The organism is Sphingomonas sp. TX0543 (assembly GCF_048565505.1).
GTDB lineage: Bacteria > Pseudomonadota > Alphaproteobacteria > Sphingomonadales > Sphingomonadaceae > Sphingomonas.
Genome location: NZ_JBLZUS010000002.1, coordinates 1349956 through 1372419, shown reverse-complemented (window position 1 = coordinate 1372419; position 22464 = coordinate 1349956). Strand labels below are relative to the sequence as shown.

Here is a 22464-nt window from a genome sequence, read left to right as displayed (position 1 = left end):
CGCATTGCCTTCGCGGGGGCGCCGCCCCACATAGCTTCGTAACACACCAACGGGGAATCGATGGCCGATCCATATTCGACGCTGGGCGTCGCGCGCGGCGCTTCCGAAGCGGACATCAAGAAGGCGTATCGCAAGCTCGCGAAAGAGCTCCATCCCGATCGCAACAAGGATAATCCGAAGGCCGCCGAGCGGTTCAGCCAGGTGACCGGCGCCTATGATCTGCTGACCGACAAGGAAAAGCGCGCGCGCTTCGATCGCGGCGAGATCGATGCGGATGGCAACCCCACTTCCCCGTTCGGCGCCGGCTTCGGTGGTGCGCGCGGCGGCGGCGGTGGCGGCGGCGCGGGCGGGTTCCGCTCGCAGGGCTTCGATGTGGGCGGCGACGGCGTCGACATGTCGGACATTTTCGAGGGGCTGTTCGGCGGGCGCGGCGGCGGCGGCGGCGGGTTCGCCAGCGGGTTCGGCCGGCGTCAGCCTCCCCCCCGGGGCGCCAACGTCGCCTATCGCCTGCGCGTGCCGTTCGTGGATGCCGCCGCACTCGTCCCGCAGCGCATCACGCTGGGCGACGGCAAGACGATCGATCTCAAGCTGTCGCCCGGCGTCGAGGACGGCACGCAGATGCGCCTTTCCGGGAAGGGTGAAGCGGGCCAGGGCGGCGCCGGCGATGCGATCGTGACGATAGAAATCGTGCCGCACCGGTTTTTCGTCCGCGAGGGCGACGATGTCCGGCTCGACCTGCCCGTCACGCTGGTGGAGGCGGTGAAGGGCGGCCCGGTGAAGGTGCCGACGGTGGAAAAGCCGGTGATGCTCACAATTCCCGCCGGATCCACCTCGGGCAAGGTGCTGCGGCTGAAGGGCAAGGGCTTTCACCGGAAGGGCGGCGGGCGCGGCGATCAGCTCGTCACGCTGATGGTGGATGTGCCGGCGGGCGATGCGGCGCTTCAGCAATTCGTGGAAAGCTGGCACGGCGGAGGGAACCCGCGCGAGGCGATGGGCGTCTGATTCCCGATATATAGCCGAGGGGATTGAAGCTTGAGCGATGTCGCCAATGCGCTGACGCCAGAGGATCGCGCGGAACGAGCGGGCACGGCGCGGGCGCGCTTTGATCTGCAGCTCGCAAGCCTCTCGCCCGGCGGTTATGCTTTCGAGGTGGTCAAGCGCACCGTGATCGGCGTGTACACCGTCGGTTTCATGCACGCCGGCAACCTCGCCTACCTCGCGTTGATGACGCTGTTTCCGTTTTTCATCGTGACCGCGGCGGTGTTGTCCGTTTTCGGGGGTGATGACCGTATCCAGCTGGCGGTCGCCTCCTTCCTGCATGTCCTGCCGCCCGACGTATCCGATCTGCTCCGCAAGCCGATCCATGACGTGCTGACCGCGCGCACCGGATCGCTGCTGTGGCTGGGCGCGCTGGTCGGCCTGTGGACGGTCAGCAGCTTCGTCGAGACGATCCGCGAGATTTTCCGGCAGGCGTATGGCACGGTCAGCACCCAGCCGATCTGGCGCGCGCGGCTCGGCCTGTCGCTCGGCATCGTTGCTTCCGTGATCCTCACTCTTCTGTCGCTGTTGGCGCAGGGTCTGCTCACTGCCGCCGAACAGTTCGTCTATCACCTGCTGCCATGGGCGAAGCATGTCGCGGGCTGGATCGGGATCAGCCGCGCGATTCCCGGCGTGGTGATGTTCGGCGCGCTGTTCGCGCTGTTCTATTGCGTCACGCCATCGAAATATCGCTACACGAAGAGCCGGAAATGGCCCGGCGCGCTGTTCACGACGGCGTGGTGGACGGGGATGACGGTGGTGCTCCCGTTCGTCCTCGGGCAGCTCGGTGGATACAGCCTCACCTACGGCAGCCTCGCGGGCGTGGTGGTGACGCTATTGTTCTTCTACCTGATCGGCCTCGGCCTCGTATTCGGCGCGCATCTCAACGCGGCACTGGCGGAACCGCCGGAAACGGCGCTAGAGGACGCCACGACGGAACAGAAGGAAAAGGCGGGACCGTGAGCGGATTGATGGCCGGAAAGCGCGGGCTGATTATGGGCCTGGCGAACGACAAGTCGCTGGCATGGGGAATTGCGAAGAAGCTGAGCGAGGCGGGCGCCGAACTCGCATTCAGCTATCAGGGCGAAGCGATGGCGAAGCGCGTGCGGCCGCTGGCCGAGCAGCTCGGCGTGGCGCGGCTGTTCGATTGCGACGTCAGCGACATGGACGCGCTCGACGCGACCTTTGCGGCGCTGGCGCGGGAATGGCCGACGATCGATTTCGTCGTCCATGCGATCGGCTTCTCCGACAAGTCCCAGCTTCGCGGCCGCTATTACGATACCTCGCTCGACAATTTCCTGATGACGATGAACATCTCGGCCTATTCGCTGGTCGCGGTGGCCAAGCGCGCGCGTGAGATGATGCCCGAAGGCGGCGCGATCCTGACGCTCACTTATTATGGCGCGGAAAAGGTCATCCCGCATTATAACGTGATGGGCGTCGCGAAGTCCGCGCTGGAGACGAGCGTCAAGTATCTCGCGGTCGATCTCGGGCCGGAAAACATCCGCATCAATGCCATTTCCGCCGGGCCGATCCAGACGCTGGCGGCGCGCGGGATCGGCGATTTCAACTATATCCTGAAGTGGAACGAGCTGAATTCGCCGATGCGCCGCACCGTGACGATCGAGGATGTCGGCGGCGCGGGCCTCTACATGCTCTCGGATCTCGCGAGCGGCGTGACCGGCGAAATCCACCATGTCGATGCGGGTTACAACGTGATCGGGATGAAGGCGGAGGATGCGCCGGATATCGCGCTGGCCTGACGGATGACGATCACCGTCCGCCCGGCCCGCGCCGGCGATGTCGCCGCGATCGACGCGTTGCTGCGCGCCAGCTTTCCCGCCCCGGACGAGGCGACGCTGGTGCGCGATCTGTGCGCCGAGGGCGACATGGTGCTGGCGCTGGTCGCCCATGACGAGGTTGGGGATGTGCTCGCGGGCATGATCGCGTTCAGCAGGATGGCGGTGACGGTCGGCGGAAAGCCGGTGCCGGCCGTGGCGCTCGCCCCGCTCGCGGTGTCGGCGCCCTATCGACGGCGCGGCGTGGCGGAGGCGCTGGTGCGCGCCGCCCACGATCGCCTGGAGGCGGAGGGCGTGGTCCTCAGCTTCGTGCTGGGCGAACCCGGATATTACGCGCGCTTCGGTTATGATGCGGCGGTGGCGCGCAACTTCGCCTCGCCCTATGCCGGCCGCCATTTCATGGCGCTGCCGCTGCAGGGCGGCCTGCTGCCGTGCGGCATGCGCGAAGAGGCGCGCCATGCGCCGGCTTTCGCTAGATTGGGGACGGGATGAGCTTCAACACCTTCGGCCGCATATTCCGTTTCACCACCTGGGGTGAAAGCCATGGCCCGGCGCTGGGCGCGGTGGTCGATGGATGCCCGCCGGGGATATCGCTGTCGCAGGACGATATACAGCCGTGGCTCGACAAGCGGCGCCCCGGCCAGTCGCGCTTCACCACGCAGCGGCGCGAGCCGGATGCCGTGCGTATCCTGTCCGGCACGTTCGAAGGGCGCACGACCGGCACGCCGATCAGCCTGATGATCGAGAATGTCGACCAGCGCTCGAAGGATTATTCAGAAGTCGCCCAGGCCTATCGCCCCGGCCACGCCGATTATGCCTATGACGCGAAATACGGCTTCCGTGATTATCGCGGCGGCGGCCGATCCTCCGCGCGCGAGACGGCGGCGCGCGTGGCGGCGGGGGCGGTGGCGCGGCTTGTGGTGCCGCAGGTACGCATCCGGGCGTGGGTGGAATTGATCGGCGGTGATGCCATCGATCCCCATGCGTTCGACGACGCGGAAATCGATCGCAATGCCTTCTTCTGCCCCGACGCCGTCGCGGCGCGGCGCTGGGAGGCGATGGTTGACGCCGCGCGCAAGGCTGGCTCGTCGCTCGGCGCGGTCGTCGCCTGCGAGGCGAGCGGCGTTCCGGCGGGCTGGGGCGCACCGCTCTACGCCAAGCTCGACAGCGAGCTGGCCGCCGCCTGCATGTCGATCAACGCGGTGAAGGGATTCGAGATCGGCGACGGTTTCGCCGCCGCGGCATTGTCCGGCGAGCAGAATGCCGATGCGATGCGGCCGGGCTCCGATGGCAAGCCGTCGTTCCTCGCCAATCACGCGGGCGGGATCGCCGGCGGCATCGCGACCGGCCAGCCGATCCGCCTGCGTGTGGCGTTCAAGCCGACCAGTTCGATCCTGACGCCGGTGGAGACGATCACGCGCGGCGGGGAAGCGGCGGAGATCGCGACCAGGGGCAGGCACGATCCCTGCGTCGGTATCCGCGGCGTGCCGGTGGTCGAGGCGATGGTGGCGCTGGTGCTCGCGGATCAGGCGCTGCTGCATCGCGGGCAGTGCGGCTGAGCCACACAATATCGCGCGTTGCGAAAGTAACGAATCACTTATCTGAACAGATATTCACAATCGGATCGTCTTCGTCAAGCAAGGGCTCATCTTTTCGATAATATTTCATGTCGGTAATGCCGGGATGAAGCGTTTGTGTATCGCGGCAGGGCGACGATACTGCGCCGGTTTTATCCCTATATTGTTAGCCAACGGGGAAGACCAGGAGAAGAATTCATGAAGTTTGTTCACATCATCGCCGCTGGCGCCCTTATCCTCCCGACTGTTGCGGTCGCGCAGATGGCGCCGGGCGATCAGCCCACGACCTCGGCGAAGGCGAAGAAGGGCAAGAAGCATCACGATACGGCAACCGCACCGGATGCGGCGCCGAGCGACACCACGACCACGCCGTCGTCCTCGACCGCGCCGGCCACGACCACGCCGCCGGCTGACTCGACGGTAGCACCGCCGCCGGCGACCGACCCGGCCGGTCCGACCACGGCGCCGACGACGCCGCCGCGCGGCTAACGATTACGCGAATGGTCCCGAAAGGCCCGGCGAATGAAGGTTCGCCGGGCCTTTCAACGTCCGCGATCAGTCAGCGAACGGATCGCGGACGAGGATCGTGTCCTCGCGCTCCGGGCTGGTCGAGACCAGCGCCACGGGGCAGCGGATCAGCTCCTCGACACGGCGGATATATTTGATCGCCTGCGCGGGCAGATCGGCCCAGCTCCGCGCCCCGGCGGTGGAGCCGGCCCAGCCTTCGATCGTCTCATACACCGGCTCGACCTCCGCCTGGTCGGCCGCATGGGACGGGAAGTAATCGAGCATGTCACCGCGCAGTCGATAGCCGGTGCAGATCTTCACCTCGTCGAATCCATCGAGCACGTCGAGCTTGGTCAGCGCGATTCCGGTGATGCCGCTGACAGCCGCCGACTGGCGCACCAGCACCGCGTCGAACCAGCCGCAGCGCCGCTTGCGCCCGGTGACCGTGCCGAATTCGCGCCCGCGCGTGCCGAGCCGCTCGCCGGTTTCGTTCTCCAGCTCGGTCGGGAACGGGCCGGAGCCGACGCGCGTGGTGTACGCCTTGGCGATCCCGAGCACGAAGCCGACCCCGCCCGGCCCGATGCCGGAGCCGCCCGCCGCCTGCCCCGCGATCGTGTTCGAGGAGGTGACGAAGGGATAGGTTCCGTGATCGACATCGAGCAGCACCCCCTGCGCGCCCTCGAACAGGATCCGCTGCCCGGCCGCGCGCGCGTCGTTGAGATCGCGCCACACCGGCTTGGCAAAGGGAAGGACGAAGCCGGCGATCTCGCGCAATTCGCCCAGCAACCGCTCGCGATCGATCGGCGGCTCGCCGAAGCCCGCCCGCAGCGCGTCGTGATGCGCGGTGAGGCGATCGAGCTGCGCGCCCAGATCGTCCAGGTGCGCCAGATCGCACACGCGGATCGCGCGGCGACCGACCTTGTCCTCATAGGCCGGGCCGATGCCGCGCCGCGTGGTGCCGATCTTGCCCGCGCCGCTCGCATCCTCGCGCAGCGCATCGAGATCGCGGTGGAACGGCAGGATCAGCGCGCAATTGTCCGCGATGCGCAGCGTCTCCGGCGTCGCGCGCACCCCCTGCTCGCCGAGCCGCGCGATCTCGTCGCGCAGCGCCCAGGGATCGAGCACCACGCCATTGCCGATCACCGACGGCGTGCCGCGCACGATGCCGGAGGGAAGCAGCGACAGCTTGTAGGTCGTGTCGCCCACGACGAGCGTGTGCCCGGCATTATGGCCGCCCTGGAATCGCACCACCATGTCGGCGCGCTCGGCAAGCCAGTCGACGATCTTGCCCTTGCCCTCGTCGCCCCATTGGGCGCCGATCACCGCTACGTTCGCCATGGATACAGAACTCCCCCTGCCGGGTGATGTCCGCGCGCCCTTCGACAGGACTCGGCATGCGGACGTTCCGAATTTTCGCCGGGCGGGTAGCCGCGCGCGGCGTGGTCGTCAACCGCCCAGCGGATGCGCCGCGCCACGGTCGAGAATGTGCGTGCAAAGCTGCGCCTCGGGCGTGTCGCCGGGCTCGAGCGCCGCGACCGTGACCCAGCCCGCGGCCCGCATCGCCGCGCCCTCCGCAGCCGCGGTGCCATGAGGCAGGAACAGCCGGCGCCGCTCGGGCGGGGCGGTGCCCACCAGCGCGTCGGCGAAGAGCGAGAAGCCGGTGGCAGCCTCCTCCGCGCCGTCCTCACGCATGATGCGATAGGTGCCCCCGCGCCCCACCTCACGCGCCACGCCGTTCACAAACAGCGAGAAGCCCAGCCAGGACTGATATTCGAAGCCGTGCCGCTCGGTCGGATCCAGCGTCAGTTGCACGCGATCGCCCAGCGCGGCGACAATATCCCCCAGCCCCGCGATCCGCGAGGCGAGGATGCCGGCGGTATCGAACGCGCGCAGCCGCTCCAGCGCGTCAGGGAACGGCCCGGCAGCCGCGATCAGCGGGAGATAGGCGGGCGCCAGCGCCGCGACGCCGCCGGCGTCCTTGGCATCCAGCCGCTCGCGCAGCGCGTCCACGTCCGCCACCGGCAGCGCGCCGGCCATCGTATCGACCAGATCGGGCAGGGTGAAATCGATCGAGATGCCGGTCGCGCCCGCCGCTTCCAGCGCATCGACCGCGACCGTCACCACCTCACGCGCGGCGGCAACCGAATCGAGGCCGATCAGCTCCGCGCCGATCTGGCGCACCTCGCGCGCGGGATTGAGCGCGTCGCCACGCAGCTTGAGCACCGGCCCCGCATAACTCAGCCGCACCGGGCGCGGGTGATGCGCCATGCGCGTTGCCGCGATCCGCGCGATCTGCGCCGTCAGGTCCGGCCGGATCGCAAGCGTCCGCTGCGACACAGGGTCCACGAAGCGCACCGCATTGCGCAGCCCGCCGTCCTTGAGCCGCGAGCCAAGCCCCTCGGCGAATTCGGCCAGCGGCGGATCGGCCCGCTCGTAACCGTGGCTTGCCGCCGCCGCCAACACACGCGCCTCCACCAGCGCCGCCGCATCGGCGAACGGCGGCAGCGAATCGCGAAAACCTTCGGGGAGCAAAGCGGCCATTGGGAAACGTATCCGTTCGAGCTGAACCTGCCGGAAGCCCTGCCCTTTCCTTGCGCGAAAGGACAGCCCCCGGCAGGCTCCGCTCTATCGTGCGGTCAGAACGCCAGCCCGGTCGCGGTTCGCACGCCCGGAAGCGCCCGGACCTTCGCGAGCAGATCGGCACTCACTTCGTCATCGACCGATAGCAGCAGCACCGCCTCGCCCCCCGCCTGACGCCGGCCGAGGTGGAAGGTGCCGATGTTGACGCCCGCTTCGCCCAGCAGGGTTCCGATGCGCCCGATGAAGCCGGGCGCGTCCTCGTTCACGACATACAGCATATGGCCGACCAGATCGGCCTCCACCTTGATGCCGAAGAGTTCCACGAGGCGCGGCGCCGCATCGCCGAACAGCGTGCCGACGACGGATCGCTCGCCCGTGTCGGTCTTGACCGAAACGCGCACCAGCGTGTGGTAATCGCCCTCCCGCTCGGTGCGGATCTCGCGCACCTCGATGCCGCGTTCGCGGGCGAGGAACGGGGCGTTGACCATGTTCACCGTATCGGTCTGCGTGCGCAGGAAGCCGGCGAGCACCGCCGATACGATCGGCTTCGGATTGAGTTCGGCCGCGGCGCCTTCGGTGTGGATCGAGATGCGCGGGATCACGCCGTGGCTGAGCTGCCCGACGAGGCTGCCGAGCTTTTCCGCCAGCGCCATGTAGGGCTTCAGCTTCGGCGCTTCCTCGGCGCTGAGGCTCGGCACGTTGAGCGCGTTGGTGACGCCGCCGGTGACGAGATAGTCGGCCATCTGCTCCGCCACCTGGATCGCGACGTTCACCTGCGCCTCGGTGGTGGATGCGCCCAGATGCGGGGTGGAGATGAAATTGGGCGTGCCGAACAACGGGCTGTCGGTCGCCGGCTCGGTGACGAACACGTCGAGCGCGGCGCCCGCGATATGGCCCGAATCCAGCCCCTCCTTCAGCGCCGCCTCGTCGATCAGGCCGCCGCGCGCGCAATTGATGATCCGCACGCCCTTCTTCGTCTTGGCGAGGTTCTCCGCCGACAGGATGTTGCGGGTCTGGTCGGTCAGCGGGGTGTGCAGGGTGATGAAATCGGCGCGGGCGAGCAGCTCGTCCAGCGTCACCTTCTCCATGCCCGTCTCAAGCGCGCGCTCCGGCGTCAGGAAGGGGTCATAGGCGACCACCTTCATCTTCAGGCCATGCGCGCGATCCGCGACGATCGAGCCGATATTGCCGGCGCCGATCAGACCGAGCGTCTTGCTCGTCAGCTCGACGCCCATGAAGCGGTTCTTCTCCCATTTGCCCGCCTGGGTGGAGGCGTCGGCCTCCGGCAACTGGCGGGCGAGCGCGAACATCAGTGCGATGGCGTGTTCGGCGGTGGTGATCGAATTGCCGAACGGCGTGTTCATCACCACCACGCCCTTGGCGCTGGCCGCCGGGATGTCGACGTTGTCGACGCCGATGCCGGCGCGGCCGACCACCTTCAGATTGGTCGCGGCGTCCAGGATTTCCCTGGTCACCTTGGTCGAGGAACGGATCGCGAGGCCGTCAAACTGCCCGATGACTGCTATTAGCTCTTCCGCCGTCCTCCCACTCACCTCCTCTACTTCCACACCGCGCTCGCGGAAGATTTGCGCAGCTTTGGGGTCCATTTTGTCGCTGATGAGTACCTTGGGCATGTTTCTGTTACTTTCGTCGTCCCGGCAAAGACCGGGGTCGGGTGCGGCAAGCACACTCGATGCGGAGAAAGACCCGACTTCCGCCGGGTGGTGGGTCTTATTTGGAAGCCTTCACGGTCGCATAGGCCCAGTCGAGCCACGGCCCAAGCGCCTCGATATCGGCGGTATCGACGGTCGCACCGCACCAGATGCGCAGACCGGCCGGGGCATCGCGGTAACCGGCGACGTCGAACGCTGCGCCTTCTTTCTCGAGAAGGCCAGCCATGGCCTTGATGAACGCCTCGTCGGCGCCCTCAACCGTGAGGCATACGCTGGTGCGCGAACGGATATCCTCGTCCACCGCGAGATGGCCGAGCCAGTCTCGCGCTCCGACGATCTTGTCGAGCGCGGCAGAATTGGCGTCGGAGCGCGCGATCAGGCCCTTTGCACCTCCGATAGACTTTGCCCATTCAAGCGCGAAGATCGCATCTTCCACCGCGAGCATCGATGGGGTGTTGATCGTCTCGCCCTTGAACACACCTTCGGCGAGCTTCCCTTTCGAAACGAGACGGAACACCTTGGGCAGTGGCCATGTCGGCGTGTAGTTCTCCAGCCGCTCGACAGCACGCGGGCCAAGGATCAGCACACCGTGCGCGCCCTCCCCGCCCAGCACCTTCTGCCAGGAGAAGGTGGCAACATCGATCTTGTTCCACGGGAGATCATAGGCAAACACCGCGCTGGTGGCGTCTGCGAAGGTAAGGCCCTCCCGATCATCGGCGATCCATTCGCCATCCGGCACCCGGACGCCGCTAGTCGTGCCATTCCAGGTGAACAACACGTCGCTGGACCAATCAACCCGGGCGAGATCCGGAAGCTGACCGTAATCGGCGCGGATCACCTCCGGCTCGAGGCGCAGCTGTTTCACCGCATCGGTGACCCAACCTTCACCGAAGCTTTCCCAGGCCAGCGTGGTCACGGCGCGCTCGCCAAGCATCGTCCACATCGCCATCTCGAAGGCGCCGGTATCCGAACCTGGCACGATACCGATCCGGTGCGTGTACGGCAGCGCGAGCATTTCACGCATAAGGTCGATGCAATATTGCAACCGCTGCTTGCCGAGCTTCGAGCGGTGCGAGCGGCCGAGCACATCGGCGTTCAATCTTGCCGCATCCCAGCCGGGAGGCTTGGCGCACGGACCGGAAGAGAAATAGGGGCGAGCCGGCTTCGCAGCGGGCTTGACAGGCGCAATGAGAGCGCCGGTAACGAGCGTGGTATCAGTCATGTAACTCTCCTCACAGAGAGCACGCGCGGCGTTGGGACCGCGTGGCCCGTCGACGGCTCTAGCGGCGCGCACCCGCCCTGGCAATCGCGAAGATTTGGCCACGTACGATCGGATAGTCGCGTCGCTGACCCGCTTCGTCATCGTTCGCTTGTCGCTGAATCCGCGCTGCGCCAGATGCGTGCGTGTGGTTGGCGTGGGAAGAGGCGTGTGCCGAGCGGACGGCGCGGCGATGATTGCGCTGGCGCTCGCCGGCTGCGGTCGGGTCGAGCATCCGTCCACACCGCCGCGCAGCGGCCAGCCCGTTGCGGGTCCATCAGCGCTTGAGACGGGGCAGTGTCTAGCCGACTTGCAGAGGCTTGGCGTCGATTATCAGCCGCTGCCCGACCGTCAGCTTGGCCCGGGTTGCGCGATCCTCGGCACGGTGAAACTGCTTGATATCGGCGTGCCGACCGCCAATCTCGGCGCAGTGCGCTGTGGCGAGGCGCGCGCTTATGCGGGCTGGGCGCGCAATGCCGTAGGCCCTGCGGCGTATCAGATTCTCGGTAGCGAGCTCGCGCGAATCGACAGCATGGGGAGTTATTCATGCCGCAATGTCGCGGGCACTAAGCGCCGATCAGGCCATTCAATCGCCAACGCGATCGATATCAGCGCATTCGTGTTGAAAGACGGCCGCCGCATCACCGTGCTCAGCGACTGGAACTCGCCCGATCAGAATGTGCGGTACTTTCTGCGCGTCGTGCACCAATCGGCGTGCAAACGCTTCGGAACAGTGTTGTCCCCCGATTACAATACAGCGCACCGGGACCATTTGCATCTGGAGGATGACCGCGCCGGTTTTTGCCGCTAATCACTTTCGATGACCGAAACCCGCGTACCAAGCCGCGTCTTCCCGCGCGCGAAACAGGATGCCGAAACCGCCAAAACGGGCATTTCGACTCCGCAGACCGAAAACCCCGCTTATCGCCTCGCATTCCAGGACATGGATTTCCTGTTGCGTGAGGATCTGCGCCCGGTGCGATTCCAGCTTGAATTGCTGAAACCGCAATTGCTGATCGACGAGGCGCATATCGGCTCGACCTTCGTTTTCTATGGCTCGGCGCGGATTCCCGAGCCGGAGAAAGCACAAGCACTGCTCGATGCCGCCAAAGACGAGAAGAGTCGTCGTATCGCCGAGCGACTCGTTGCCAAATCACATTATTACGAGATGGCACGCGAACTGGCGCGGCTCGCCAGCAACTTCCCGCGCGACGAGCAGGGCAAGCGCCATTTCGTCGTCTGCTCCGGCGGCGGTCCCTCGATCATGGAGGCGGCGAATCGCGGCGCGCATGACGTTCATGCCGATTCCATCGGCCTAAATATCGTGCTGCCGCATGAACAGGCCCCTAACCCTTATGTCACACCCGCATTCAGCATGCAGTTCCACTATTTCGCGCTCAGGAAGATGCACTTCCTGCTCCACGCGCGCGCACTTGCAGCGTTTCCAGGCGGGTTCGGTACATTCGATGAGCTGTTCGAACTGCTCACGCTGATCCAGACGGGCAAGATCGCGCCGATCCCGGTGCTGCTATTCGGCCGCGACTTCTGGGAGAAAGTGGTGAATTTCGACGCGCTGGTCGAAGAGGGCGTCGTTTCCGAGCGCGACCTGGAGATCTTTTCCTATGTCGAAACCGCGGCCGAGGGCTGGGCTGTCGTCCAGCGCTTCTATCAGGAACAGTCGGGCGGCTGACTCTGGATCATGGCACACAAAACAAACGCGCCGGTAGTGACCAACCTACCGGCGCGCTCAAATATCTGGAGTACTCGACCAGCGTAATTCGAAAGAATGCCGGTCGGCTACCTACTTCTTGGCGATTGCCCCAGCGGCAGGCGCCGTGCCATTCGCGGACGCGTCTGCAGGAGAGGCCGCATTGGCGGTCGCGCCCTCAGCCTTCGCTTCGGGCTTGGCATCAGGGGCCGGTGCGGCCGGCAGCGGCAAATTCGACCCCTGCTGGTTGAGATAGAGAATCACATCGGCGCGATCCTGCGGGTTCGACAGGCCCGCGAAGGTCATCTTGGTGCCATTGGCAAATTTACGCGGGCTGGTGAGCCACGCGTTCATCTTGTCGAAATCCCACTTGCCGCCGATGGCTTTCAGTCCATCGGAGAAGGCGAAACCGCCCTTGCCCTGCGCGATTTCATCGCCAAGCGTAGCGTACAGGTTCGGCCCGACCCCGTTTGCACCGCCCTGATTGATCGTGTGGCAGGCCGCGCACTTCTTGAACACTTCGGCACCCTTTGCCGCATCCGCCTTTGGCAGGAGCGACGCGATCGGCACAGCCGCCGCCGCGCCGCCGCCACCGGCATCGTCCGCGGCCTCAACCGGGTAGCCGAATTTTTCGCTGTGACCGGAGTGGAAAATCATGCCGCCCGCGATCGACAACCCCAACGCCGCGCCACATGCCGCAAGCACCCAACCCGCAATGGTGTTGTTCCGATCGTCCATATCCAGAAACCGCCCCTGAGACTTTATGCCGAACCCCATAGGAAAGCCGGGATCGTACCGCAAGCGGCGCTTTGCATGCTCGCCGATCGCGGCTAACGGCCGATACCGACATGGAGAACTTTGCCGCCCCCGCCAGACCGATCGTCGCACAGATGGTCGCCGCCGCCTCCGCCGAGCCGGAGCGAGCGGTTTCGTTTCAAGGCGCGCCCGGAGCTAACAGCCATGTCGCCGCGCTGGAAGCGTTTCCGGATTGTTTGCCGCTGCCATGCTTTTCGTTCGAGGATGCGATCGATGCGGTAAAGGACGGGCGCGCCGCGCTAGCGATGATACCAATCGAAAATTCGCTTCATGGACGCGTGGCCGATATTCATTTTCTGCTGCCCGAATCCGGCCTTGTCATCACTGGCGAGCATTTCCTCGCGATCCGATACGCTCTGATGGGCTTAGGCACGCGGGACGAGGTGCGCCAGGCGATGAGCCATCCGCAGGCGCTTGGTCAGTGCCGCCACTGGCTGAAGGCGCACGATATTCAGCCGGTCGCCTATCCGGACACCGCAGGCGCCGCTGCGATGGTAGCGGAGGTTGGTGACACGCAAACGGCCGCGCTCGCGCCGCCCCCAGCCGCTGAAATCTATGGGTTGAAACTACTGGCGAACGACATCGCAGACGCTGATCACAACACTACCCGCTTCGTGATGCTTGCACGGGGCGGCCGCCCGTCTGCGGGAGAGGGCCCGTGGATAACAACCTTCATATTCGAGGTGAAGAACATTCCGGCGGCGCTTTACAAGGCGATGGGCGGCTTCGCGACCAACGGCGTCAACATGACAAAGCTGGAGAGCTATCAGCGCGCCGGCAGCTTCGCTGCGACCGAATTCTTCGCGGATGTAGAGGGGCGACCCGGCGATGCGCCGTTTGATCGCGCGATGGAGGAACTAGGCTTTCACTCAAAATGGGTCCGCGTGCTGGGCACCTATAAACAGGCGCGGACACGCGGCTGATCTAGCCTGTCGCTAATACGCGACAGGTCGATCTGTGCCGCGCCGCGTCGATAGCCGGAAAATGCGCGCGATCGTCCACCAGAACGCGGATCAACGCGACGCCGCGGGCACCTTTGACCCGCACAACTTCAGCACCAGCTGGCGCTACCTGCCCTTCCTGCGCTACCACCACCGTGATCGGCCTGCCGTGCGTCTCGACGTTGTTGCGCACTAACGCGACATCGGTGTTCGCCTGAAACACCGACAGCGACCAATAGAGCGCCGGGACTGGCTCGACCGTCACCACAAGTGCCCCTCTCGAAAGATCGAACGGGCAGGAAGAATAAGCGAGATCAGGGCTGGGCCGCACGATTGCTCGCGACTTGCTGGTGGCAAGCGGTGAGTGCGCAAAGCTGTTCATCCCTGCTTTGCCCAACCGCGAAACGGCCGTCGCCATTAGCGTTTCCGGCGTGCGTGAAAGCGTGACGAACCACGTCACGACCGCCAATAATACTGCCAACCCGATCGGCCCGGCCCACCGCCGGATCATTTGCATGCCTCCCGCCGGATGCTGGGCAATTGATCGCGCGCCGGGCTGGTTGTGCCGGCATCGGATGGCAAATAGGTGCGTAGCGTGAGTTCGAAATGATCGAGACGAGCAGTAGGCAACCAGTGGCCGGCCTGCCGGTCAGGCGATACCAACATCGTCCAGCGCCCTTGCTCGCCAGCTCGGATAGCCGCGCTCTCGACCGAATAGGGGCCGTCTCCCGCAAGATAGCCGTCCCCATCGTACAGCGTCAGACTCCACCACCGGCCGGGTAACGCGCCGCCCGTGATCCGATAGCTGCAGCGTCCATCGAGCGGGCGGCCGGCGTCGTCTGTGGCGGAGGAATAATAGCGCGCTTCCCGTGCCGGCAACGCGAGGAGCCCGCGCCGCGCGACCACCGCACGGGTGCGCGCGCTTTGATCCGCAGAGCCGAAATCCACGCCGGTCGCCCATGGCCCGATCATTACGTTAGATCCTAGCGCACCGGCGCGCACCGTGTAGATCGCGCTGCCAAACCCGGCCACGACGCCCGCCACCCCAAGGATCAGATAGCGGGCCCATGGCTTCACGCGCGCGCTCCTATTTGTTCAGTGCCGCCTGTGCTGCCGCCAGCCGCGCGATCGGCACACGATAAGGCGAGGCCGAGACGTAATCCAGACCCACCGCCTCGCAAAAGGCGATCGAGGCCGGATCGCCGCCATGCTCGCCGCAAATCCCGAGCTTGATATCCGGCCGCGTCGAACGACCGCGCTCGGCCGCCATCCGCACCAGTTCGCCCACGCCCTCCACGTCGAGGCTCACGAACGGATCCTTCGCGTAGATTCCCTTCTCCACATAGGATGTAAGGAAGCGCGCGGCGTCATCCCGGCTGACGCCGAGCGTCGTCTGCGTGAGATCGTTGGTGCCGAAGGAGAAGAACTCGCCAGCCTCGGCAATCTCGGCGGCGCGCAGCGCGGCGCGCGGCAGTTCGATCATCGTGCCGACGAGATAGTCAACGCGCTTCCCGCGCTCGGCGAACACCGCTTCGGCGGTGCGATCAACAACGGCCTTCATCAGTTCCAGTTCGCGTTTGGTGGCGACGAGCGGGATCATCACCTCGGGGATTGGCGCCTCGCCGGACTTGTCCGCGACATCGAGCGCCGCCTCGAAAATCGCGCGCGCCTGCATCTCGTAAATCTCGGGATAGGTGACACCGAGGCGACACCCGCGATGCCCGAGCATCGGGTTGAATTCGTGCAATTCCGCCGCGCGGCGCTTCAGCACGTCCACGTCCACACCGGCAGCCGCCGCGACCTCCGCGAACTCCGCTTCCTCATGCGGCAGGAATTCGTGCAGCGGCGGATCGAGCAGACGGATCGTCACCGGCAGGCCGGCCATCACCTCCAGGATCTCCACGAAATCCCGGCGCTGTTCCGGCAACAGCTTGTCCAGCGCCACACGCCGCCCGGCCTCATCGGCGGCGAGGATCATCTGGCGCACTGCCGTGATCCGCGCTGCATCGAAGAACATATGCTCGGTGCGGCACAGCCCAACGCCCTCCGCGCCGAATTCGCGCGCGGTGCGGCAATCGAGCGGCGTTTCCGCATTGGCGCGCACCTTCAGGCGACGCACCGCATCGGCCCATTCCATCAGCGTGCCGAAATCACCGGCCAGCTCCGGCTGGATGGTCGCGACCTCGCCCGCCATCACTTCGCCGGTGGTGCCGTCGATGGTGACGATCTCGCCCTCGCGTACCTCCCGCGCGCCGATCCGCGCGACCTTCGCCTTCGCATCGATCGAGAGCGCGCCCGCGCCGGACACGCAGGGACGACCCATGCCGCGCGCCACCACCGCCGCGTGGCTCGTCATGCCGCCGCGCGCCGTGAGAATGCCCTTGGCCGCGTGCATGCCGTGGATGTCCTCCGGCGAGGTCTCGGTGCGGATCAGGATCGTCGCCCGACCATCCGCGGCCCAGCGCTCGGCCGTGTCAGCGTCGAACACGGCAGCGCCGCTGGCCGCGCCCGGCGATGCGGGCAAGCCCTTGGTCAGCACGTCGCGCGTTGCATCTGGATCCAGCGTCGGATGGAGCAGCTGATCGAGCGCCTGCGGATCGACTCGCAAGATCGCCTCCTCGCGGGTGATGAGCCCCGCGTCCGCCATCTCCACCGCGATCTTCAGCGCGGCCTTGGCAGTGCGCTTGCCCGAGCGGGTCTGGAGCATCCACAGCTTCCCCGCCTCGACGGTGAATTCGATGTCCTGCATGTCGCGATAATGGTTCTCGAGCCGATCGAACACCGCCGCCAGCTCACCATAAACCTCCGGCATCGCCTCTTCCATCGAGGCGGCCTTGGCGCCCGCCGTCTCGCGCGCAGCCTTCGTCAGATATTGCGGGGTGCGGATGCCCGCGACGACATCCTCGCCCTGCGCGTTGATGAGAAACTCACCGTAATAGGCGTTCTCGCCGGTCGACGGATCGCGCGTGAAGGCGACGCCGGTCGCCGACGTATCGCCCATGTTGCCGAATACCATCGCCTGCACGTTCACAGCCGTGCCCCAGTCACCCGGAATGTCGTTGAGCCGGCGATAGACCTTCGCGCGTTCCGATTGCCATGAGCCGAAGACCGCGCCCACCGCGCCCCACAGCTGATCGTGCACATCCTGCGGGAAAGGCTTGCCCCATTCCTTCTCCACCAGCGCCTTGTATTCCGCGACCAGGGCCTTCCAGTCCGCCGCCGACATCTCGGTATCGAGCGTGAAGCCCTTGTCCTCCTTGGCGATTTCCAGCGCTTCCTCGAACGCGCCGTGATCGAGTTCCAGCACGACATCCGAATACATCTGGATGAAGCGGCGATAGCTGTCCCACGCGAAGCGCTCGTCGCCGGAAACCGTCGCCAGCCCCTCTACGGTCGCATCATTGAGGCCCAGGTTGAGCACCGTATCCATCATGCCCGGCATCGAAACGCGCGCGCCCGAACGGACCGAGACGAGCAGCGGCCCCGCCCCGCTCGCGGAGGCATCGCCGAATTTCTTGCCCGTCGCGCCCTCGATATGCGCGATACCCTGCGCCACTTCGGCGCGGAGCGATTCCGGGAATTGCTCGCCATCGTCGTAATAGCGCGTGCACATCTCGGTCGAGATGGTGAAACCCGGTGGCACCGGCAGGCCAATCGAGGCCATTTCGGCCAGGTTCGCGCCCTTGCCGCCGAGCAGGAACTTGTCGCCCTTGCCTCCATCCGAAACACCGCCGCCGAACCGATACACGTATTGCGTCATGTTCAATCCCTAAGTGTGTGAATTCGCCGGGGAACGCGAAAGAAGAGAATGCAGATAATGCCGAACGCGGGACTATTATCCCTCGATCCGCGAGAAATCGGCCACGCTGTGCACCGCAGCACGAACCCGCGCAAGCAGCGCGAGCCGCGCATCGCGCTTTGCCGGATCGGCATCGTTGACCGTGACCGCCTCGAAGAATGCGTCGATTGGCGCGCGGAGCGTGGCGAGCGCGGCCATCGCCGCCTCGAAATCCTCGTTGGCGACGGCGCGCGCGGCGGCGGGCTCGGCGGCGTCCAGCGCTGCGATCAGCGCCGCCTCGGCGGGCTCGGGCGCATAGTCGAGTGGCGTCCACTCGGCGCTCTCGACACCCTCCTTCTTGAGGATGTTCGCCGCGCGCTTGTATCCGGCGAGCAGGTTCGCGCCGTCATCGGTGCCGACGAACGATTGCAGCGCATGGACGCGCGCGAGCAGCCGGACGAGATCGTCCTCTCCCCCGAGCGCGAACACCGCATCGATCAGGTCGTGCCGGACACCCGCCTCGCGTTGCTGGACCTTGAGGCGGTCGGCGAAGAAGCCGAGGAGGACGGGAATAAACGCACGTGACGCATCATCTTCGAATCGATCAAACTCGTCGATGAAGCTGAATGAAATCACACGGTCAAACGTGCGCGTTAGGGGCAGGCGAAGTTCATTCTGCTGAATTTGCCTCGCGATCGCTAATACAGCGCGTCGCAAAGCGAAGGGATCACGAGACCCCGACGGCATCTCGTTGGCCCAGAAGAACATCGCCAACGTATCCAGCTTATCCGCCAGCGACACCGCCACCGTGACCGGCGCGGTCGGCACCTCATCGCCCTGCCCGACCGGCTTGTAGTGATCGCGGATCGCTTCGGCGACTTCGCGCGGTTCGCCTTGTGCGGCGGCGTAATATCCGCCCATCAAGCCCTGTAACTCGGGGAACTCGCCGACCATGCCGGTGACGAGATCGGCCTTGCATAATTCCGCCGCGCGACGCGCCAGCTTTGGATCGCAGTTCGGGACGATCTTTTCGCTCGCCAGCCATTCCGCCAGCTTCGCGACGCGCTCCACCTTGTCGGCGACGGTGCCGAGCTTTTCGTGGAAGACGATCTTCTCCAGCTTCTTCGCCTGCTCCTCCAGCGGCACCCTGAGATCCGTCTGGTAGAAGAAGCGCGCATCCGAAAGGCGCGCGGCGAGCACCTTGCGGTTGCCCTCGACGATCTTGGCGCCGCCATCCGTCGCAGCGATGTTCGCGGTGCAGACAAACGCGTTGGCGAGCTTGCCCGCGCCATCCCGGCAGACGAAATATTTCTGGTTCACCCGCGCGGTGAGCTGGATCACCTCCGGCGGCACCTCAAGGAACGCGGCGTCGAAGCGACCGAGCAGCGGCACCGGCCATTCGGTGAGCCCGGCATTCTCCGCGACCAGCCCCTCATCCTCGATCAGCTCAAACCCGGCCTCGCGCGCCAGCGCAGTGGCGCGATCGCGGATCAGCGCCATCCGCTCGTCCTGATCGACGATGACATGCGCGGCGCGCAGCTTCTCGACATAATCCGCCGCAGAGCCGATCGTGATCGCGCCCGGATGGTGGAAGCGATGGCCAAGCGTCGCCGCGCCGCTCTCCACCCCCGCGACGGTAACGGGGACGATCCCGCCGCCGAACAGCGCGACGATGCCGTGCAACGGGCGCACCCAGCGCTGGCTTTCGGTCGAGCGCGAGGTGGCGCCCCAGCGCATCGATTTGGGCCAGGGAAAGGCCCGGATCACCGCGGGGATCGCAGCGGCCAGCACCTCGGCGGTCGCGCGGCCGGGGCGCTCGGTCACGGCAAAGAACACGCCGTCCCGCTCTTCAAGCTGTTCGCGCGTCAGGCCGGTCTTGCGCAGGAAGCCTTCCAGCGCCTGCGGCGGCGCTGCACTGCGCGGACCTTTGACTTCCTCGCGCACCGCCTCGGTCGCGTCAGGCAGGCCGCGCAGGATCAGCGCGAGGCGGCGCGGCGTGGCGTAGGTCACTGTTTCCGCCGCCGCGATGCCGGATTGCGCCAGCTCGGCGGCAAACAGCCGGGCCAGATCCTCGCGCGCCTTCGCCTGCATGCGCGCGGGGATTTCCTCCGAGCGTAGTTCGAGCAGGAAATCGGTCACGCCGCGCTCCAATCGGGGTATTTCGCCTGCCATGCGGGCGTGTTTTCCGCGATCCACGACGCGCAGCTATTCTTTGTCAGATCGCGGACCCGGCCGATATAGGCCTGGCGCTCCGCCACCGAGATCACGCCGCGCGCCTGCAACAGATTGAACAGGTGGCTCGCCTCGATCGCCTGCTCATACGCGGCAACGGGGATATTGTTCGCCAGGCAATTTTCGCATTCGGCCACAGCCTTGCGGAAACCCTCGAACAACGTTTCCGTATCGGCGACCTCGAAATTGTATTTCGACATCTGCCGCTCGTTCTCAAGGAACACGTCGCCATAGGTAACGCCCTCGCTATTGAACGCGAGGTCGTAGATGCTGTCCTTGTTCTGGATATACATCGCCAGCCGCTCGAGACCGTAGGTCAACTCACCGGCCACGGGCTTGCAGTCATAGCCGCCCATTTGCTGGAAATAGGTGAACTGCGTCACCTCCATCCCGTCGCACCACACTTCCCAGCCGAGGCCCCAGGCCCCCAGCGTCGGGCTTTCCCAATCATCCTCGACGAAGCGGATGTCATGCAGGCTCATGTCCACCCCGATCGCGGCGAGGCTGCCGAGATAAAGCTGCTGCAGGTCCGGCGGACTGGGTTTCAGGATCACCTGATACTGGTAATAATGCTGGAGCCGGTTGGGATTTTCGCCATAGCGGCCATCGGTCGGGCGGCGGCACGGCTGGACGAAGGCGGCATTCCACGTTTCCGGCCCCAGCGCACGCAGCGTAGTAGCGGGGTGGAACGTGCCCGCCCCCATCCGCATGTCATACGGCTGAAGGATCACGCAGCCACGCTCGCTCCAATATTGGTGGAGGCGCAGGATCATGTCCTGGAAGCTCAGTGGCGCTTCTGTTGACCTGTTGTTCATCGCGCGCGGGCAATGACGGATGGCTCGCCAACAGGCAAGGGCATGAGTAAATCTGCCCCTGCCACTCTGACACGAGGTCGCCGCTTGTACCGTTCCATTTCCGCTTCGTTCGTCGCCATCGGTCTCGCCTTTGCCCTTCCCGCCTGCGCTCAGCCGGCCCCGGTCGCGACGAAGGATGCCGATCCTGCCTTGTGGGTGGTGAAGGACAAAGACACCACGATCTACCTGTTCGGCACGATCCATGTGCTGCAACCGGGCCTCTCCTGGTTCGACCAGGCGGTTAAGAAGGCGTTCGACCGGTCCGGCACGTTGGTGCTGGAGATGGTGGAGCCGGATCAGGCGACACAGCAGAAAGTGGTGCTGTCGAAAGCATTTGCCCCCACCGGCCCGACCCTGTCGGAACAGCTTCCGGCGGGGAAGCGCGAGGCACTGGCGAAGGCGCTGACCGAGAACGGATTTTCCCTCTCTCAATATGATCGGATGCGGCCTTGGTTCGCCGCGATCAGCCTGTCGATCCTGCCGCTTGAGAAGATCGGCTATGATCCGGCCAACGGCCCCGAAGGCATTCTGACGCGAGCGGCAAAGGCGCAGAACAAGCCGGTGATCGGACTGGAAACGTTCGAGGGGCAGCTATCCGTGTTCGACCGGATTTCGCAGAAAGGGCAGATCGACCTGCTATCGTCGACGATCGACGAACTGCCCAAAGCGCGCGAGAATATGGACAAGATGGTCGCCGACTGGGCGGCCGGCCGGCCCGACGAACTGGCCAAGGACATGAATGCGTCGCTGGACGATTCGCCCGAGGTGGCCCAGATGTTGCTGCTCAATCGCAACAAGCAGTGGGCGGGGTGGATCGCGGAGCGGATGCGCACCCCGGGCACCGTATTCATCGCGGTCGGTGCGGGGCATCTGGCGGGCAAGGGCAGCGTGCAGGAGCAATTGCTGCGCTACAAGCTGAAGGCGGTGCGAATCCGCTACTGAGCCGCGCCATTGCCTTTTCGCGCATCTTCCGCTAGGCGCGCCGGCTTCCCGTCATGGTCATCCCTGGAGGCGTGGCGGGAGACGAACCAAATATCGTTTCGGAGATACTGTAATGAGCGACACGCTGACGCTCGCAGCCGAGACGCGTGATCGGGTTGGCAAGGGAGCCTCCCGCGATCTGCGTCGTCTAGGCCGCGTACCCGCCGTGATCTACGGCCAGAACAAAAAGCCCGCCTCGATTCACCTTGAGGAGAAGGCGCTGGTGAAGGCGCTCGGCACCGGGCACTTCATGAATTCGGTCATCATGGTCAACGGCGAGCGCACGCTGCCGAAGGACGTGCACTTCCACCCGGTCACCGACCGTCCGGTCCACGTCGACTTCCTGCGCATCTCGGCGCACGCTCAGGTCACCGTCGCGGTGCCGGTCGTGTTCCAGGACGAGGAGGAATCGCCTGGCCTGAAGAAGGGCGGCGTCCTCAATATCGTTCGCCACGAGCTGGAGCTGGTGTGCGACGCGGCGGAAATACCCAGCGAGATCTTGGTTTCGCTCAAGGGCCTCGAAGTCGGCGATTCTCTCCACATCTCGGCGATCACGCTGCCGAAGGGCACCGAGTCCGCGATCGACGACCGCGACTTCACCATCGCGACCATCGTCGCGCCGTCCGCGCTGAAGTCGGCCGAGGACGAGGCCGATGCTGAAGCAGGCGACGCAGCCGAGGAAGGTGACAAGGCCGAGTAATCTGACTTGTTTTCCGGTAAGC

At 65.5% G+C, this 22464-nt stretch carries 21 protein-coding genes; 11 read left to right on the top strand and 10 right to left on the bottom strand.

Features of this window, described 5'->3' with window-relative positions; genetic code table 11:
- The first annotated feature begins 60 nt into the window (after positions 1-60).
- The 6 genes from ACM61V_RS07230 to ACM61V_RS07205 all read left to right on the top strand — a co-directional run bounded on the left by ACM61V_RS07230 (position 61) and on the right by ACM61V_RS07205 (position 4903).
- Positions 61-1002, top strand: a complete 942-nt coding sequence (locus tag ACM61V_RS07230; RefSeq protein WP_137787099.1) for a DnaJ C-terminal domain-containing protein — start codon at positions 61-63, stop codon at positions 1000-1002.
- Between the two features lie 30 nt (positions 1003-1032).
- Positions 1033-2001, top strand: coding sequence for a YihY/virulence factor BrkB family protein (locus ACM61V_RS07225; protein WP_419713907.1), 969 nt, complete (start codon positions 1033-1035; stop codon positions 1999-2001).
- On the top strand, positions 1998-2801 hold the full coding sequence (gene fabI, locus ACM61V_RS07220) for an enoyl-ACP reductase FabI (RefSeq protein ID WP_137787101.1): 804 nt from the start codon (positions 1998-2000) through the stop codon (positions 2799-2801). The genes ACM61V_RS07225 and fabI overlap by 4 nt, the downstream gene beginning before the upstream one ends.
- 3 nt (positions 2802-2804) lie before the next feature.
- Positions 2805-3329 (top strand): GNAT family N-acetyltransferase, encoded by a 525-nt coding sequence (locus ACM61V_RS07215; protein ID WP_137787102.1) that lies wholly within the window; start codon positions 2805-2807, stop codon positions 3327-3329.
- The gene (gene aroC, locus ACM61V_RS07210) at positions 3326-4396 is read left to right on the top strand and encodes a chorismate synthase (protein ID WP_419713906.1); all 1071 of its coding nucleotides are present in this window, start codon (positions 3326-3328) and stop codon (positions 4394-4396) included. The genes ACM61V_RS07215 and aroC overlap by 4 nt, the downstream gene beginning before the upstream one ends.
- A 216-nt stretch (positions 4397-4612) precedes the next feature.
- Positions 4613-4903, top strand: a complete 291-nt coding sequence (locus ACM61V_RS07205; protein ID WP_171007595.1) for a hypothetical protein — start codon at positions 4613-4615, stop codon at positions 4901-4903.
- 66 nt (positions 4904-4969) lie between these two features.
- On the opposite strand, the gene ACM61V_RS07200 is transcribed toward ACM61V_RS07205, so the two are convergent.
- The 4 genes from ACM61V_RS07200 to ACM61V_RS07185 all read right to left on the bottom strand — a co-directional run bounded on the left by ACM61V_RS07200 (position 4970) and on the right by ACM61V_RS07185 (position 10396).
- Complete coding sequence (locus ACM61V_RS07200; RefSeq protein WP_137787104.1) at positions 4970-6259, bottom strand: adenylosuccinate synthase; 1290 nt, start codon at positions 6257-6259, stop codon at positions 4970-4972.
- Between the two features lie 108 nt (positions 6260-6367).
- Positions 6368-7462: an ATP phosphoribosyltransferase regulatory subunit gene (locus ACM61V_RS07195; RefSeq protein WP_137787105.1), complete on the bottom strand. Its 1095-nt coding sequence runs from the start codon at positions 7460-7462 to the stop codon at positions 6368-6370.
- Between the two features lie 95 nt (positions 7463-7557).
- On the bottom strand, positions 7558-9135 hold the full coding sequence (serA, locus tag ACM61V_RS07190) for a phosphoglycerate dehydrogenase (RefSeq protein ID WP_137787106.1): 1578 nt from the start codon (positions 9133-9135) through the stop codon (positions 7558-7560).
- A gap of 97 nt (positions 9136-9232) precedes the next feature.
- On the bottom strand, positions 9233-10396 hold the full coding sequence (locus ACM61V_RS07185; protein WP_137787107.1) for a phosphoserine transaminase: 1164 nt from the start codon (positions 10394-10396) through the stop codon (positions 9233-9235).
- Positions 10397-10625: 229 nt separating this feature from the next.
- Here ACM61V_RS07185 and ACM61V_RS07180 point away from each other — a divergent pair, with 229 nt between their 5' ends.
- Positions 10626-11243 (top strand): extensin family protein, encoded by a 618-nt coding sequence (locus ACM61V_RS07180; RefSeq protein ID WP_137787246.1) that lies wholly within the window; start codon positions 10626-10628, stop codon positions 11241-11243.
- A gap of 9 nt (positions 11244-11252) precedes the next feature.
- Positions 11253-12122 (top strand): LOG family protein, encoded by an 870-nt coding sequence (locus ACM61V_RS07175; RefSeq protein ID WP_137787108.1) that lies wholly within the window; start codon positions 11253-11255, stop codon positions 12120-12122.
- Between the two features lie 111 nt (positions 12123-12233).
- Here the strand turns inward: ACM61V_RS07175 and ACM61V_RS07170 are convergent, their stop codons facing one another.
- Complete coding sequence (locus ACM61V_RS07170) at positions 12234-12878, bottom strand: c-type cytochrome (protein ID WP_137787247.1); 645 nt, start codon at positions 12876-12878, stop codon at positions 12234-12236.
- A 110-nt stretch (positions 12879-12988) separates the two neighbouring features.
- Here ACM61V_RS07170 and ACM61V_RS07165 point away from each other — a divergent pair, with 110 nt between their 5' ends.
- Positions 12989-13879, top strand: a complete 891-nt coding sequence (locus tag ACM61V_RS07165) for a prephenate dehydratase (protein ID WP_137787109.1) — start codon at positions 12989-12991, stop codon at positions 13877-13879.
- 1 nt (position 13880) lies between these two features.
- On the opposite strand, the gene ACM61V_RS07160 is transcribed toward ACM61V_RS07165, so the two are convergent.
- The 5 genes from ACM61V_RS07160 to ACM61V_RS07140 form a co-directional block, all read right to left on the bottom strand.
- Positions 13881-14408, bottom strand: a complete 528-nt coding sequence (locus ACM61V_RS07160) for a DUF1254 domain-containing protein (RefSeq protein WP_171007596.1) — start codon at positions 14406-14408, stop codon at positions 13881-13883.
- The gene (locus ACM61V_RS07155; protein ID WP_137787111.1) at positions 14405-14974 is read right to left on the bottom strand and encodes a DUF1214 domain-containing protein; all 570 of its coding nucleotides are present in this window, start codon (positions 14972-14974) and stop codon (positions 14405-14407) included. The genes ACM61V_RS07160 and ACM61V_RS07155 overlap by 4 nt, the downstream gene beginning before the upstream one ends.
- A gap of 10 nt (positions 14975-14984) precedes the next feature.
- The gene (gene ppdK / locus ACM61V_RS07150; RefSeq protein ID WP_137787112.1) at positions 14985-17657 is read right to left on the bottom strand and encodes a pyruvate, phosphate dikinase; all 2673 of its coding nucleotides are present in this window, start codon (positions 17655-17657) and stop codon (positions 14985-14987) included.
- A gap of 75 nt (positions 17658-17732) precedes the next feature.
- Positions 17733-19814 carry a glycine--tRNA ligase subunit beta gene (gene glyS / locus ACM61V_RS07145; protein WP_419713905.1) on the bottom strand — a complete coding sequence of 694 codons (2082 nt, stop codon included), beginning with the start codon at positions 19812-19814 and terminating at the stop codon, positions 17733-17735.
- Positions 19811-20722: a glycine--tRNA ligase subunit alpha gene (locus ACM61V_RS07140; protein ID WP_249341571.1), complete on the bottom strand. Its 912-nt coding sequence runs from the start codon at positions 20720-20722 to the stop codon at positions 19811-19813. Before ACM61V_RS07140 ends, glyS begins: the two co-directional genes overlap by 4 nt.
- An 84-nt stretch (positions 20723-20806) precedes the next feature.
- On the opposite strand from ACM61V_RS07140, the gene ACM61V_RS07135 reads away from it, so the two are divergent.
- Together ACM61V_RS07135 and ACM61V_RS07130 are read left to right on the top strand one after the other, a co-directional pair.
- Positions 20807-21703, top strand: coding sequence for a TraB/GumN family protein (locus ACM61V_RS07135; protein WP_249341572.1), 897 nt, complete (start codon positions 20807-20809; stop codon positions 21701-21703).
- Between the two features lie 112 nt (positions 21704-21815).
- The gene (locus ACM61V_RS07130) at positions 21816-22442 is read left to right on the top strand and encodes a 50S ribosomal protein L25/general stress protein Ctc (RefSeq protein WP_137787116.1); all 627 of its coding nucleotides are present in this window, start codon (positions 21816-21818) and stop codon (positions 22440-22442) included.
- Positions 22443-22464: the final 22 nt, after the last annotated feature.